Annotated in this window: 15 protein-coding genes and 2 pseudogenes; 9 read left to right on the top strand and 8 right to left on the bottom strand. The window is 56.6% G+C overall.

Going from position 1 to position 12,979, the window contains the following annotated elements; translation table 11 throughout:
* Positions 1–32: 32 nt before the first annotated feature.
* A complete protein-coding gene (locus AC1DQM_RS01885; RefSeq protein WP_111453612.1) occupies positions 33–329 on the bottom strand; it encodes a hypothetical protein in 297 nt (98 codons plus the stop codon).
* A gap of 373 nt (positions 330–702) precedes the next feature.
* Between AC1DQM_RS01885 and AC1DQM_RS01880 the strand changes: the two genes are divergently transcribed.
* From AC1DQM_RS01880 to AC1DQM_RS01870, 3 genes are all read left to right on the top strand, one after another.
* Positions 703–1,236: a hypothetical protein gene (locus AC1DQM_RS01880; protein ID WP_018926050.1), complete on the top strand. Its 534-nt coding sequence runs from the start codon at positions 703–705 to the stop codon at positions 1,234–1,236.
* Between the two features lie 171 nt (positions 1,237–1,407).
* Entirely contained in the window at positions 1,408–1,677 is a 270-nt protein-coding gene (locus AC1DQM_RS01875) for a DUF2790 domain-containing protein (RefSeq protein ID WP_477745764.1), read from the top strand.
* Positions 1,678–1,767: 90 nt separating this feature from the next.
* Positions 1,768–2,166: a hypothetical protein gene (locus AC1DQM_RS01870; protein ID WP_018926052.1), complete on the top strand. Its 399-nt coding sequence runs from the start codon at positions 1,768–1,770 to the stop codon at positions 2,164–2,166.
* Here AC1DQM_RS01870 and AC1DQM_RS01865 read toward each other — a convergent pair.
* Positions 2,163–2,432, bottom strand: coding sequence for a DUF1652 domain-containing protein (locus tag AC1DQM_RS01865; protein WP_026286409.1), 270 nt, complete (start codon positions 2,430–2,432; stop codon positions 2,163–2,165). The two genes, AC1DQM_RS01870 and AC1DQM_RS01865, sit on opposite strands and share 4 nt — an antisense overlap.
* A 390-nt stretch (positions 2,433–2,822) precedes the next feature.
* On the opposite strand from AC1DQM_RS01865, the gene eco reads away from it, so the two are divergent.
* Positions 2,823–3,305, top strand: coding sequence for a serine protease inhibitor ecotin (gene eco / locus AC1DQM_RS01860; RefSeq protein ID WP_086944229.1), 483 nt, complete (start codon positions 2,823–2,825; stop codon positions 3,303–3,305).
* A 30-nt stretch (positions 3,306–3,335) separates the two neighbouring features.
* On the opposite strand, the pseudogene ilvA reads toward eco, so the two are convergent.
* Together ilvA and AC1DQM_RS01850 are read right to left on the bottom strand one after the other, a co-directional pair.
* A pseudogene (gene ilvA / locus AC1DQM_RS01855) lies at positions 3,336–4,331 on the bottom strand (threonine ammonia-lyase, biosynthetic); the annotation flags it as partial.
* A 222-nt stretch (positions 4,332–4,553) separates the two neighbouring features.
* Positions 4,554–6,032, bottom strand: a complete 1,479-nt coding sequence (locus tag AC1DQM_RS01850) for a RimK family protein (protein WP_173861192.1) — start codon at positions 6,030–6,032, stop codon at positions 4,554–4,556.
* A gap of 200 nt (positions 6,033–6,232) precedes the next feature.
* Here AC1DQM_RS01850 and rimI point away from each other — a divergent pair.
* Positions 6,233–6,679, top strand: a pseudogene (rimI, locus tag AC1DQM_RS01845) (ribosomal protein S18-alanine N-acetyltransferase); the annotation flags it as partial.
* Positions 6,680–6,734: 55 nt separating this feature from the next.
* Here rimI and AC1DQM_RS01840 read toward each other — a convergent pair.
* Positions 6,735–7,883 carry a PQQ-dependent sugar dehydrogenase gene (locus AC1DQM_RS01840; RefSeq protein WP_477745763.1) on the bottom strand — a complete coding sequence of 383 codons (1,149 nt, stop codon included), beginning with the start codon at positions 7,881–7,883 and terminating at the stop codon, positions 6,735–6,737.
* Positions 7,884–7,934: 51 nt separating this feature from the next.
* Complete coding sequence (locus AC1DQM_RS01835) at positions 7,935–8,297, bottom strand: hypothetical protein (RefSeq protein WP_086944224.1); 363 nt, start codon at positions 8,295–8,297, stop codon at positions 7,935–7,937.
* A gap of 213 nt (positions 8,298–8,510) precedes the next feature.
* On the opposite strand from AC1DQM_RS01835, the gene ku reads away from it, so the two are divergent.
* Positions 8,511–9,371, top strand: coding sequence for a non-homologous end joining protein Ku (ku, locus tag AC1DQM_RS01830; protein ID WP_018926060.1), 861 nt, complete (start codon positions 8,511–8,513; stop codon positions 9,369–9,371).
* Positions 9,372–9,451: 80 nt separating this feature from the next.
* Here ku and lpxO read toward each other — a convergent pair whose 3' ends face one another.
* Positions 9,452–10,351, bottom strand: coding sequence for a lipid A hydroxylase LpxO (gene lpxO / locus AC1DQM_RS01825; protein ID WP_026286412.1), 900 nt, complete (start codon positions 10,349–10,351; stop codon positions 9,452–9,454).
* A gap of 234 nt (positions 10,352–10,585) precedes the next feature.
* Here lpxO and AC1DQM_RS01820 point away from each other — a divergent pair, with 234 nt between their 5' ends.
* Together AC1DQM_RS01820 and AC1DQM_RS01815 are read left to right on the top strand one after the other, a co-directional pair.
* Positions 10,586–11,263, top strand: a complete 678-nt coding sequence (locus AC1DQM_RS01820) for an SOS response-associated peptidase family protein (RefSeq protein ID WP_305412647.1) — start codon at positions 10,586–10,588, stop codon at positions 11,261–11,263.
* Positions 11,264–11,445: 182 nt separating this feature from the next.
* Complete coding sequence (locus tag AC1DQM_RS01815; protein ID WP_081626507.1) at positions 11,446–11,658, top strand: hypothetical protein; 213 nt, start codon at positions 11,446–11,448, stop codon at positions 11,656–11,658.
* On the opposite strand, the gene AC1DQM_RS01810 is transcribed toward AC1DQM_RS01815, so the two are convergent.
* Complete coding sequence (locus AC1DQM_RS01810) at positions 11,628–11,969, bottom strand: hypothetical protein (RefSeq protein ID WP_064618085.1); 342 nt, start codon at positions 11,967–11,969, stop codon at positions 11,628–11,630. The two genes, AC1DQM_RS01815 and AC1DQM_RS01810, sit on opposite strands and share 31 nt — an antisense overlap.
* Positions 11,970–12,122: 153 nt before the next feature.
* Here AC1DQM_RS01810 and dapF point away from each other — a divergent pair, with 153 nt between their 5' ends.
* The gene (gene dapF, locus AC1DQM_RS01805) at positions 12,123–12,941 is read left to right on the top strand and encodes a diaminopimelate epimerase (RefSeq protein ID WP_064618087.1); all 819 of its coding nucleotides are present in this window, start codon (positions 12,123–12,125) and stop codon (positions 12,939–12,941) included.
* Positions 12,942–12,979 lie beyond the last annotated feature (38 nt).

The raw sequence follows: 12,979 nt of genomic DNA, 5'->3' as shown, positions 1-12,979 counted from the left end.
TAAGGGGCTGGCTTGTTTGTCATGCTGTGGCGTCAGACCGGCGCTTTCCACCCCATCATCCGCTGCTGCGCAACCTGCAGCAGGTCGTAACCATCCTGAGTCAGTAAATAAAGCGCATGGGTAATGTGCGGGATGTCCTGAACATCACCGTGCTTGAAGCATAGGCAGTGGAGTGTTTCAAGTAGCTGGCTGGAGGCTCGGATGCGCTGTAGGGCAGATTCGAGGATGTCTTGGGGATTGGCTTCAGTGTCGATCACCAAGGGATTTGAGTCGGTAAGGCCACTTTTAATTGAACGGTAGCGCTCGGGGAATGGGTTTATCGTTGGCATAGTAATTACTCGGCATTAATTTAGTAATCGCCAGCACCGTGACCAAACGATGGGTGGCGGCTGTGCACAGGCTTGGTCAACCGATAACGCCAAATCGGCTCGCCCGAAGGCGTCCCGCACACAGCCGCCATTACAACGCAATACGAGACGTAGAAGTCCGCAGTGCGAATGAGGGCACAAATATGTGCGACGTTAACAGGTGACCAAACCTGTTCGCTGATTTTGCAGCGACGCCAAACAGTAACCGCTGGAAACCAGCCGGCGAAAGACGACAACACGCCCCAGCCTGTAGGAACGGGACGAAGCTTTCTTAGGATTTATCACGACTCACGGGCAGTAATGTAGGACCCGACAACCGAAGGGATTTCCCCGAATGCAAACACCATGGAAGTACATCATCGCGGCACTGCTAGCCGCCCCGGCCTACGCGCAACCACTCCAGACAATCCTCACCTGCCCTTTGGCCGATAGAACTCAGGTGTCCTTGCTGGCGGAAACGAATGCGCAAGGCCAGCGCCTGTTTGTGAAACTCGACAGCAAAATCCAACCGGCCTTTACCGACATCCCGGATTTCGACTTTTTCGGCGAAGTCTTCCTGGCAAAGTGTGTTTCTTCCAGCCTGATATTCGCCTTCGCATACGGCTCGCCGTATTTAAAAGGCGTCGTTTTACGCAAGAACCCTGTCACTCACACCGTCGAGCGAATCGATTTTGCCGAGAAGGCGTTACCACGTTGGCTGTACCTCGGACGAGAGCAGATCCGGCTGGTCATTCCTAATATTGGGTATGAAGTGTCGGCGAAGTTTTTGGTCTATGACTATGTTGCCGGAAGGGGGCAGTTGGAAGGACCCGCTGGTATAGAGACGCCTCCAGATCGACGTGGGTTCAAGGTTGTGCACCTCGAATAGATAACCGCACAACCGGCTCGCAACAACCATTAGCCCGCTACTTAACCTTCGATTAATCCTGCGGTCCAAAACTTTACTGGACCGCACTCCCTCAGCACCCTCTGACGCCCAGTGCGGCAGGTTCGACGCTCTTGCATCGAACTGGCTTCCCCTCTGCACTGGAGACCCATCATGAACAGGCGAACACTGCTGATGACCACCGCCCTCACCTGCACCGCTTTCGCCGGTTTCGCTCAGGCCAACGACACGTCGTCCTCTCAGGCCGTGCCTTATCACTACGGCATGCCGCTGAATGTGGGCAAGGTCATTTCCATGACCGAACCGTCGACGCTGGACTGCGAAGTGGTCACGGCGGACATGAAGTACATCGATAGCACCTCGGGCAAGCCTGCGGAAATTACCTATCGAAAACTTTCTGACGCGTGCAGTTATCAGAGCTGACAGACGATTCTGATTCGGCACTTGGCGGTAGGCCTGAGGGGATTCTGACGCTATGCTTTGGCGTCCCCTCTACCGCCGAAAGGATTCGCCATGCCGTTCTCGTTTCGCACGCTTTCAACGTTCACCGCCGCGCTTTGCTTTCTGCTGGCGCTGGTGTGGGGTTTGATGCCGCAATGGTTGCTGGCGATCTGGAGTATCGAGTATTCGCCCGCAGCGGGGTTTGTGGCCAGGCGCAGTGCGGTGCTGTTCGGTGCGCTTGGGGTGATGTTTTATCTCGTGCGGCAGGCACCGCCCTCGGCGGCGAGAAGTGCGATATGCAGCGGCTTTATGGTTGGCTGTTTCGGCTTGGCAGCGCTGGGCTTCGGCGAATGGCTCAATGGTCATGCCGGGCCGGGTATCTTACTGGCGATCCTGGTGGAATTGGCACTGGGTCTGGGGTTTATCCAGACCCGGCGCGTGTCGCTCGAATTGGGTGAAACAGTCGGCTAATGAGCTTTCGACTTAGTGCTGGGCAAATGGCTATGGGTCTTGTGCTCAAGGTCGGTGCGTAACTCGGCGATCAGATGATTAATCTCCCGACATCCGTTGAGGCGATGGGCGTCTATGCCGGTGACGCACAGGTCGAGATGGTCAGTCTCGTTGTCCGAATACACCTTAACGGTCATCGACAGATCCGGAGATAGCGTGCATTGGCAGCGTTTCGGAAGAAAACTGCTTTCAACGATATTGCGTAGTTCCAAGGCAGAAAGAAACATGACCACCCTCTCGGTATTGTGAGATTGCCAATCGAAAATCAATTGTCGGTCGGAGCTCAGATCACCCGTTCTTTTCTTCCTTGCGGGTTTCATCGTTCCAACGTCCGACCGTTTTTTTGTTTCAGCGCTGACTCAACGGGACCGTGGTCAGCTCAAGACAGCTTCAGCATAAAACATGCCCGGAATTTCGCCCTGCGGCTCGTCGGCCAATCAAGGGTTTAACAAAGAAGGCAACACATCACGTCATGCAAAATGCAAGAAAGGACTGTTTTCGACACCTGCATTTTGCACCCCATCTCTGATGGCGGGTTTGCATTGACCGAGGACGGCAGTGAGAATGCGGCCATCTGTTCAGTATCCGCTGACCCCACGCACACGCAAGGAGGCATTATGGGTGCTTTGCCCTTTAATACGACCGTCGGGCTGATAGTTACCGTTCTGTCGTCCGTTGCCCAGGCCGCGACACTCGAAGACGTCGCACCGTATCCCAAACCAGAGAGCGGCTTTACCCGCCAGGTCATTCATCTCGCCCCACAAAAACAGGAAGACGCCTACCAGGTCGAAATTCTGGCCGGCAAGACCCTGACCGTCGACTGCAACCGTCAGCGTCTAGGCGGCATGCTTGAGGAAAAGAACCTCGAAGGCTGGGGCTACCCGTTTTACCGGCTGGAAAAAGTCACCGGCCCGATGAGCACCCTGATGGCCTGTCCTGACGGCAAGCACAAACAGGACTTCGTGCCGGTGGTCGGTGACGGTTTCAAGCTGCGCTACAACAGCAAATTACCGATCGTGCTCTACGTGCCCAGTGATGTCGAAGTGCGCTACCGGATCTGGTCGGCGTCGAGCCGCGTCGAGAACGCCGTTCAGGAATAACTGGTCCATCCCTCACGCCGGGGCGCCGCTCAATGCGGCGCGCTCGGCCACATGACGCAAGCTGTCGAAGTTGATATTCGCGCCGGAATCGATGGCCACCAGGGTCTGCCCTCGGACGCCGGTTTGCGCCACGTACTGCTTGATACCCGCCACGGCCAGGGCGCCGGAAGGTTCGGTGATCGAGCGGGTATCGTCGTAAATATTCTTGATCGCGGCGCAGAGTTCGTCGTTGCTGACGGTCAGCACTTCATCGACGCAAAACCGGCAGACCTCGAAACCATGCGCGCCGATCTGAGCGACGGCCACACCATCGGCGAAGGTGCCAACGGTCGGCAGCACAACCCGTTCGCCGGCCTGTAAGGCCGCCTGCAAACAGGCGGAATGTTCCGATTCGACACCGATGATCCGCACTTCCGGGCGCAGGTATTTGACGTACGCGGCGATACCGGCGATCAAGCCACCGCCGCCCACCGGCACAAAGATCACATCCAGCGGCCCTTGGTGCTGACGAAGGATCTCCATGCCGACGGTGCCCTGCCCGGCGATCACGTCCGGGTCGTCGAAGGGCGAGACAAAGGTGCGGCCGGTTTGCTGTGCCAGGTCCAGCGCATAGGCCAGGGCAAACGGAAAACTTTCGCCGTGCAGCACCGCATCGGCACCCCGGCTGCGCACACCCAGCACCTTTAATTCCGGCGTTGTGCAGGGCATGACGATAGTGGCGGCAATCCCCAACGCGCGAGCCGCCAACGCTACGCCTTGGGCATGATTGCCTGCCGATGCGGTGATCACGCCCCGAGCCTTCTGTTCATCGCTCAGGTTCACCAGCTTGTTGTAAGCACCACGGATCTTGAAGGAAAAAGTCGGTTGCAAGTCTTCGCGCTTGAGCAGGATCTGATTACCCAACGCCTCGGACAAGGCCGGTGCCGCTTGCAGCGGCGTGCGCACGGCGAGTTCGTAGACCGGCGCGGCGAGGATCTTTTTCACGTAATGCTCAAGCAAACTCTGCTGGGCGGGGGTGCTGTTCATGGTCGTCTCCTGACTTTGATCGGAGCCCAAGAGACAGAAACTAAAAACCCGCCTCTAGGGCGGGTTGGGTGCTGCAGTCGTGAGCTAGCCCGCCAAATAAGGAATGGCGGTAATAATGCTTGGCTGGCAGCGCAATACGGTGGAAGTCATGGCTGGAAATTAGCCGGACGTTGATGGCAAGTCAATGGCCAAATTTCAACAAGCTCTGTAGGTTGAGGCCACTCACCAAGCCTGACCACGGCGTTTGAGCTCCAGCCGCCGGACGAACTCTTCCAGCACCAGCGTGTACAGATCGTCCTGCAGGTACGCGTCTTCGATGCCGGCGTCGATGTTTGGGTTGTCGTTGACTTCGATCACCACCACTTTGTCGCCGGACTGTTTGAGGTCGACGCCATAGAGTCCGTCGCCAATGAGATTCGCGGTTTTCACCGCCAGTTCAACCACTGCTCGCGGCGCTTCGTGAACCGCCAGGGTGCGGCATTCGCCGTTGATGTCCTGGCCTTTGGCCTTATGGTTGTAGATCTGCCAGTGGCCCTTGGACATAAAGTACTGGCAGGCAAAAATTGGTTTGCGGTTGAGCACACCAATGCGCCAGTCGTACTCGGTGTAGAAGAATTCCTGAGCCAACAGCAACACCGAGTGCTCGAACAGTTCGGCGGTGGCCTTGAGCAAGGCTTGCTGGCTTTCGACCTTGATGACGCCCCTTGAGAAACAGCCGTCGGGGATTTTCAACACCAAAGGAAACCCCAGACGCTCGCCTACCCGCTCAAAGTCTTCCGGTCGCTCCTTGTAGAGGATTTCAGTGGCCGGCATGCCCAGTTGATGGCTCTTGAGCAAGTCAGTCAGGTAAACCTTGTTGGTGCAGCGCAGGATCGACGCCGGATCGTCCATCACCACCAGGCCTTCGCTCTCGGCTTTTTTCGCGAAACGGTAGGTGTGGTTGTCGACGCTTGTCGTCTCGCGTATCAGCAGCCCGTCATATTCGGCGATTCGGGCGTAGTCCTTGCGTTCGATCAGCTCAACGTCGATGCCCAGCATCTTGCCGACCCTGACAAAGTTGTCCAGAGCCTTGGGGTTGGAGGGCGGCAATGCTTCTTGCGGGTCGTGCAGAATGGCCAAGTCATAACGGGCCAAGCGCCGAGAGCGTGGCAGGCGCCAGATCTTGCGACTGAAACTATCCAGCGCGTTTGCAAACTGATCTTCCTGATCTTCACGCAACTTATGCAGGGTGCCGAACTTTACACCTTCGATGTGCCAACCGTTAGTTCGACGAAATTCAACTAACAATATCGGACAAGGAAAAACCTCGAATAACTGTCGAGCCAATTCCTGTAATGGCTCGATTGAGGTCTGGCCGAAGTACAGGGTCAAGGTGAAACCTTCGGTATCGCTGTAAACATGATGACTTAAGGCTTTTTCCAGGGTTTTATCCAGATCGTCCAGGGCCAGGCCATACAGGGACTTTCGGGTCAGCTCGCTGATGGTCCGCACCGACGGAATCACCTTGTGCCCCCGCGCTTCGGCCAACAGCGAGCAGTAATAACCGTGCCCGAGGTACTTGTAACTGCGGCACAGGTTGATCACCTGAACCCGTTTGCCCTGCTCGTTGTTACGGGTCTGTTCGAGGTATTCCTGGGCGGTGACGATGTCTTCACTGGGAAAGTATGAGGCCCAGTCTTCCTTGCGTTCGACGATTATCATCAACGGACTGGAAGTTCTGATCGAGGCATTTAAATAGTTTGCAGAAGTTATTGCCGTCGGCAACGTTTGTTCGGATACTTCGCGCCAATGACCTTGTACCGCTGACATAGTGATTGATCCGTTGGAGAACAAGACCTTTCCTATTAAGCACGAACTTTTTCGAAAGTCCCGTTTCGTTACGCAACTTTTACGGCGGTCATATGAATCCTGTTTTTCGCCTGGCGGTCATTGAAGACCTTCCAGCACTGCTGGCACTCGAACAGCAATGCTTCACCACCGACCGGCTCAGCCGGCGCAGTTTTCGATGGATGATCAGCCGGGCTCACGGGCAACTGCTGGTGGCCCAACGTGGCGAGCGATTGGTGGGGTATGCGCTGGTGTTGTTTCACCGGGGTACTTCACGGGCACGTCTGTACTCGATTGCGATCGCCGTTGATGCTCGCGGCAGTGGGCTGGGCAAGCAATTGCTCGAACGCGCCGAAGCCTGCGCCCTTGAGCACGATTGCGCCTGCCTGCGACTTGAAGTTCGCATCGACAACCCGATGGCAATCGCTCTGTACGAACGCAACGGTTATCGGCGATTCGGGCTGATTCATGACTATTACCAGGACCATGCCGACGCGATGCGACTGGAGAAACACGTTCTGTAGCAGCTGCCGAACACAGGCTACGCCAGCAGCTACAAAGGTTGTGCGAGTCTGTTTACTTCAACCCAACCTTGTACAACGCACCATCGTCTTCATCGGTCAGTACATACAGATAACCATCCGGCCCCTGCCGCACATCGCGAATCCGTTTGTTCAGCTCACCCAACAGCCGCTCTTCGTGAACAACCTTGTCGCCGTCGAACTGCAGGCGGATCAGCTCCTGGCCCACCAGCGCGCCGATAAACACGTTGTGCTGCCAGGCCTTGAAGCGATCGCCATCGTAGAACGCCATGCCGCTGAGGCCGGGGGATTTTTCCCAGACATGCTGTGGACCTACGGTGCCTTCGACGATTTTGCCCTTGGCTTCCGGGATCGGCAGGCCGGAATAGTTGATGCCGTGGGTTGCTATCGGCCAGCCATAGTTCTTGCCACGCTCGATGATGTTGACTTCGTCACCGCCCCGGGGGCCGTGCTCATTTTCCCAGAGCGTGCCGCTCCAGGGATTGAGCGCCGCGCCTTGCGGGTTGCGATGGCCGTAGGACCAGATTTCCGGGCGTACGCCTTTTTGCCCGACGAAGGGGTTGTCCTTCGGCACCTTGCCGTCCGGATAGATCCGCACCACCTTGCCTTGCAGCTTGTCGAGGTCCTGCGCCGTGGGTCGATCGTTGTTCTCGCCCAGGGTGATGAACAGATAACCGTCGCGGTCGAACACCAGACGGGAGCCGAAGTGATTGCCAACCGAAAGCTTGGGCTCCTGGCGGAAGATCACATTGAAATCCTTGAGGGCCGTCAGGTCTTCCGACAACCGTCCGCGACCGACCGCCGTACCCGCCTTGCCGCCCTCACCGCCGCCTTCGGCATAAGACAGATAGACCATGCGGTCTTGCTTGAAGTCGGGCGACAACACCACATCGAGCAACCCGCCCTGCCCCTTGGCCCAGACCTGAGGCACACCGCTGAGCGGACTCGAAAGTTTGCCATCGGCACTGACCACCCGCAGGTTGCCCGGCCGTTCGGTCACCAGCATTCCTTGGCGACCGGGCAGGAACGCCAGCGCCCAGGGATGCTCCAGACCTTTAACGATTGGCGTGACCTCAAGGATGCCCTCCTCACTTTTCAGTTCCTGGACAGGCGCCGCAAACACGGGCGCACTGATGATCAGTACGCCGGCAAATAGTGTAGTCAGGAGGGTCTTACGCAACATGCACGATTCCTTTTGTGGTCAAAATGGCTGGCAAGACCTCTGTCCTGCCGTTCAACGGTTGCTGGTGTCTGCGTCCCGATGAGGTGGATTGGGTATGAATGTCGGTGGGCTGGCGGGAGCCTGGCGATCCTGCGGATAACGGTTGCCGATACCGCCGTTCTCCAGGGTCGGTGGTCGCGGCGCAGGCGCCGTACTCGGCCCGCGGATCACCGGGATGCCGGGTCGCGTGCCTTGCATGCTGTTGGGATTGGCCCGGCGGATCGGGTTGTTGTAAGGATTGTTATTGGTGCTGCCCGGCAGGTTCTGGGCCAGCAGCAAGGGCGAGGATGGCGGAGCGGCGGCATCGGCCAGGGCCAGGCTGCTTAGCACGCCACTCAATACCAGTGCGATGACGCCGAACACACATCGGTTCATGGAAACCTCTCTAAAAGCGCGTGCAACGCTTCATGGATGAATAGAGCCACGCTACGCCCGGGGTTCGGATTTGTTAACTAAAACCTCCTTCAGAAGATGTAACACCAGTTGACTGCACCGTCGATCAGCCCGCAAAACCGGGTCGCTGCCGACTGAAACTTTCCCCCGGGCAACAGGTCACCTGAACATCAATGGGCTGACGAGAACACGACGATGGCACGGGCAATCTGGAAAGGCGCAATCAGTTTCGGTCTGGTGCACATCCCCGTGGCGCTGGTCTCGGCGACGTCTTCCCACGGGATCGATTTCAACTGGCTCGACAGTCGCAGCATGGAGCCGGTGGGCTATAAACGCGTCAATAAGGTCACTGGCAAGGAGGTCACCCAGGCACACATCGTCAAAGGGGTCGAGTACGAAAAGGGTCGTTACGTGGTGCTCAGCGAAGAGGACATTCGCTCGGCCCATCCACTGTCGACCCAAACCATCGACATTTTTGCCTTTGTCGACAGCAAGCAGATCCCCCTGCAAAACATCGACACACCCTATTACCTGGCGCCGGACAAACGCGGTGGCAAGGTCTATGCGCTGTTACGCGAAACCCTCAGCAAAACCGGCAAGGTCGCCCTCGCCCGTGTGGTGTTGCATACCCGCCAGCACCTGGCGGCCGTCATGCCGCTGGAATCGGCCCTGGTTCTGGTGATGCTGCGCTGGCCGGCCGAAGTGCGCAGCCTGGATCAACTGGAGCTTGGTAGTGAAGTGACCAACCCGGACCTGGCCAAGGGCGAGCTGGAGATGGCCAAACGGTTGGTGGAGGACATGAGCGCCGACTGGACGCCCGAGGAGTACCGCGACAGCTTCGAAGACAAGATCATGGCGCTGGTTGAGCAGAAGGCGAATGAAGGCAAGATCGAAATCGTCGAAACCGCTACGGGCGAGGACGAACGCAGGACCGCGGACGTGATCGATCTGACTGAACTGCTCAAGCGCAGCCTCGGTGCCAGGAGTGCCGGTAAAACGGCAGAAAAAGCCAAAGCGAGCACAGATAAAAAAGCCACGAAGCGTTCTCGTGGCTGATCGGTTAGTGGAGTGCCTATACGTTATGCGGTGAAAATCCTGGCCTGCTTGCAATGACTAAATGCGCCGCAAAGCAAAACTCAGATCAGCACAAAAATCGCCAGCAACCCGCCAAAAATCGCCCACTTCTCCAGGTAATAGCGAGCGCGGTTACGCTTTTTGAGTGCTTTGCCGCGCAGGCGAACCGTGTAGATTTTGGCAAACAAACGGTTGATAGCACCGGTCTTGTCACCCGCATCGTTCGGTGCCCCCGCCGCCGCCATCACTGTGCGGCTGAACCAGCGGTTGAACGCCGCCGCCCAGCGATACTTCATCGGCCGTTCGACGTCGCAGAACAGGATGATGCGGTTCTGCTGGGTGCTGTTTTCAGCGTAATGAATGAACGTTTCATCGAACATCACCGCTTCGCCGTCACGCCAATGGTAGCTTTCACCGTCGACGTTGATATAGCAACCGGCATCGTTCGGCGTTTCCAGCCCCAGGTGATAACGGTACGAGCCGGCATACGGATCGCGGTGGCGGACCAGTTTGGAACCCGGTGGCAGTTCGGCAAACATCGCTGCCTTGATCGAGCCAATGCTTTGCACCAGTTCAGTAGTACGCGGGCAGAGCTTCGCGGCCGATGGGTGACTGTCGCCATACCACTTGAGATAGAAACGCTTCCAGCCACTTTTGAAAAACGAGTTGAAACCAACGTCGTCGTACTGATTCGAGCGCTTGATCTCCCCGGCCTTGAGCAGGTTCTGGCCTTCGGCGCGAATCTCTTCCCAATGAGCCTGCAAAGGGCTCAAGTCAGGAAAGTCCGCCGGATTGAGATAAGGCCGATTGGGGATTTTCGAGAACATATAAAGGAAGCAATTGATCGGCGCCAGAAACGTCGAGTGGTCGCTTAGTTGGCGGCCTGGTTTGTGGCGCACCTTACCGCGCAAGTGGACATACGCGATGGAGATGACATAGATAGCGGCAATAATGAGTTTCACGGAAATCGTCACACGTCTGAAATGAACAAAGTGCGTCCCGATGGCGCGTTCTTGAGCCATGCCGACAATCGACATGGGGGCGAAAGATGTCATTTTAGCCATACTTTGTAACCAATAGTTAACCTTCAACTGTGAAAATGTGTCTACTCATGCCCGCCAAAATGCCACGCGGCTTTAACGCCCTATTAGTTCAAAGGATCGTCTAAGCTCAGATGTAAGCATGAGGGCTCAGCCATGTGCGGACGACTTTCGCAGTACCGAGGCATTCACGACTTCGTCAAGGCGCTGAGCATGCCCAACGCCTTGGTCAACAATGCCGGCGATCAGCCATTCGAGCTCTACAACGCCGCACCGACGACTCAGCTCGCCCTCTTCCACCAGGAAGGCGACGTGCTGCACGCCGACAGGGTTCGCTGGGGCTGGCGGCCGCATTGGTCCGAAGAACACCCTATGCCGATCAATGCCAGGGTCGAGAAAGTCAGTCACGGCCCATTCTTCAAAGCCATATGGCCGCACCGGGCGATCGTTGCCATCGATAACTGGTTTGAATGGGTTTACGAGGGCGGTCCGAAGAAGCAGCCCTACCTCATCCGCCGCAAGGATCGCGCACCGATCCTGTGCGCGGCGATCGGTCAATACCCAAGGTACGAACATCTGCCGGACGAACATGACGGTTTCGTGATCATCACCGCCGACAGCAAGGGCGGCATGGTGGATGTTCATGATCGCCAGCCGGTGACGCTGAATGCCGAACTGGCCCGGGAATGGCTGGACCCGGCCACGCCGAAAGAGCGAGCCGAGCAGATAGTACTGTCGCAGGGCGAGCCGGCCGAGACATTCGAGTGGTTCAAGGTTGATCAAGCCGTGGGCAATGTGCACAACGATGGCCCTGGACTGATCGAACCTATCTGAACATCGCGCGACACCATTCGTCGCATGGAAAGCGTGGCGCGGAATACGCGTCAATGTCTGGCTTAGGGTTTGCACCTGCCGGCGATAGCGGCCCCAGAACGACGTAATTCTGACGCGGCGGCATTCACATTAACGTTTAAGGACTCCAGCGATACGCTTGGTCAGTCACCGGGAGATGTAACGTGTCAACTCTCAACGAAATCGCAGCGAACCACGCGAGAATGGCTAAGGCAAAGGAAGAAGAGTCGACCGGGCTGAGTGAGCGCCCCCCTCAAATAGTGGGCAGTTTCGAAATCACATGCATTGATGAGCAACAGCACATTCCACTGCACCTGATCACTGGCGTACAGGACAACCACCATCATTACAACGGGCAGATAGCAACAACGTCATAACCACTGTCTGGAGAAGTGATCTGCACAGTCCAGCCTTGCGTAAAAGTCATCTCGTGATACTCGACGATGGCGCTGATTTCCGGGCAAAGCTTTTTGGCGTCCTCTGGAGAACGGTCTACCGAGATATTGACCGTACGATCCTCGGCCGAGAATTCGGAGGCCTGGGTCAAGGCATCATTGCCATCGAGGATTTTGCAGAGCAATGAGGCGTTTTCGGCGGACTCATCCGTGGCGCTGGAGTCAGCGTATTGAGCCGTCACAATCGTCAGGAAACAGAACATACCTGCTGCGAATTTGTTTCTCACTTCCATGTTCCTTGGGTGGGGGATGGAATACTAATTCAAGAGTCGATCAATCGTTATCGGTTTCGAGGGCCGGTGTTTTCTTTACCCGCTCACGGCTTGCAAAGGTTATGTGATTGGGGCTAGATCGTTCTCAAATGCCAGTTCGCCCAGGATCTATATATGCCGCTGAGTTTTCATAAAATGCACGCCAATGGCGATGACTTCGTCATTGTGGACTCGCGAAACTCGGCCAATCCAGTGACAAGTAGTTTGGCTCGGCGAATGGGTGATCGGAACCGAGGCGTCGGATTCAATCAACTCGCAGCGGTGCTTGATTGCGATGATGCCGATGCCCGCTTGATGTTTTGGAATGCAGATGGCTCCACGCTGGATGCTTGTGGCAGCGCAACGCGGGGTGCCGCGGACATGCTGATGCGCGAATCCAATATGACTTCGATAGCGCTGCGAACCAACCGTGGCCTACTCACTTGCGAACGAACTTCAGCCGGCGCAATTTCGGTCAACATGGGCGAGCCGCTTTTCGGCTGGTCGGATATTCCCCTGGCTCAGGAACTGGACACTGCTGTTTTGCCACTGGCTGGTGGCCCGGCAGCTTGCAGCATGGGCAATCCTCACTGCACCTATTTTGTGGATGATCTGACAGCCATTGATATAGCGACCATCGGACCGACCATTGAAACCGACCCACTGTTTCCTCTCAGGACGAACGTGCATTTCGTCCAGATCATTAACCGACAACACATACGGTTGCGCATTTGGGAGCGCTGGGGTGGTATTCCGCTTGGTTCAGGCTCTTGCTCTTGTGGCGCCGCTGTCAGCGGAATTCGTCGTGGTTTATTAGACCATTCCGTTGAGGTTGAATGTGATGGCGGCACTGTAACGGTTCAATGGGATGGCGTGGGCCCGGTCTTTCTCATCGGGCCGGTAAAGACTATTTTTTCGGGAACAATCACGGACAACTTATTACAAGTTTTGTAGCCGTCAGGCCCGTTTATTCCCCTTGTCCCGCGGCAAAA

It is taken from the genome of Pseudomonas sp. 01L34 (genome assembly GCF_056400265.1).
Note: the sequence above shows the minus strand (reverse complement) of the source record. Positions and strands in the feature narration are given on the sequence as shown.

What these genes read in the sequence shown, in the direction of transcription:
- AC1DQM_RS01820 (WP_305412647.1), top strand. Translation starts at nt 10,586, where the DNA reads ATGTGCGGACGACTTTCGCAGTACCGAGGCATTCACGACTTCGTCAAG.
- AC1DQM_RS01885 (WP_111453612.1), bottom strand. Translation starts at nt 329, where the DNA reads ATGCCAACGATAAACCCATTCCCCGAGCGCTACCGTTCAATTAAAAGT.
- AC1DQM_RS01810 (WP_064618085.1), bottom strand. Translation starts at nt 11,969, where the DNA reads ATGGAAGTGAGAAACAAATTCGCAGCAGGTATGTTCTGTTTCCTGACG.
- AC1DQM_RS01880 (WP_018926050.1), top strand. Translation starts at nt 703, where the DNA reads ATGCAAACACCATGGAAGTACATCATCGCGGCACTGCTAGCCGCCCCG.
- AC1DQM_RS01875 (WP_477745764.1), top strand. Translation starts at nt 1,408, where the DNA reads ATGAACAGGCGAACACTGCTGATGACCACCGCCCTCACCTGCACCGCT.
- AC1DQM_RS01870 (WP_018926052.1), top strand. Translation starts at nt 1,768, where the DNA reads ATGCCGTTCTCGTTTCGCACGCTTTCAACGTTCACCGCCGCGCTTTGC.
- eco (WP_086944229.1), top strand. Translation starts at nt 2,823, where the DNA reads ATGGGTGCTTTGCCCTTTAATACGACCGTCGGGCTGATAGTTACCGTT.
- AC1DQM_RS01835 (WP_086944224.1), bottom strand. Translation starts at nt 8,297, where the DNA reads ATGAACCGATGTGTGTTCGGCGTCATCGCACTGGTATTGAGTGGCGTG.
- AC1DQM_RS01850 (WP_173861192.1), bottom strand. Translation starts at nt 6,032, where the DNA reads ATGATAATCGTCGAACGCAAGGAAGACTGGGCCTCATACTTTCCCAGT.
- AC1DQM_RS01840 (WP_477745763.1), bottom strand. Translation starts at nt 7,883, where the DNA reads ATGTTGCGTAAGACCCTCCTGACTACACTATTTGCCGGCGTACTGATC.
- AC1DQM_RS01865 (WP_026286409.1), bottom strand. Translation starts at nt 2,432, where the DNA reads ATGTTTCTTTCTGCCTTGGAACTACGCAATATCGTTGAAAGCAGTTTT.
- dapF (WP_064618087.1), top strand. Translation starts at nt 12,123, where the DNA reads ATGCCGCTGAGTTTTCATAAAATGCACGCCAATGGCGATGACTTCGTC.
- ku (WP_018926060.1), top strand. Translation starts at nt 8,511, where the DNA reads ATGGCACGGGCAATCTGGAAAGGCGCAATCAGTTTCGGTCTGGTGCAC.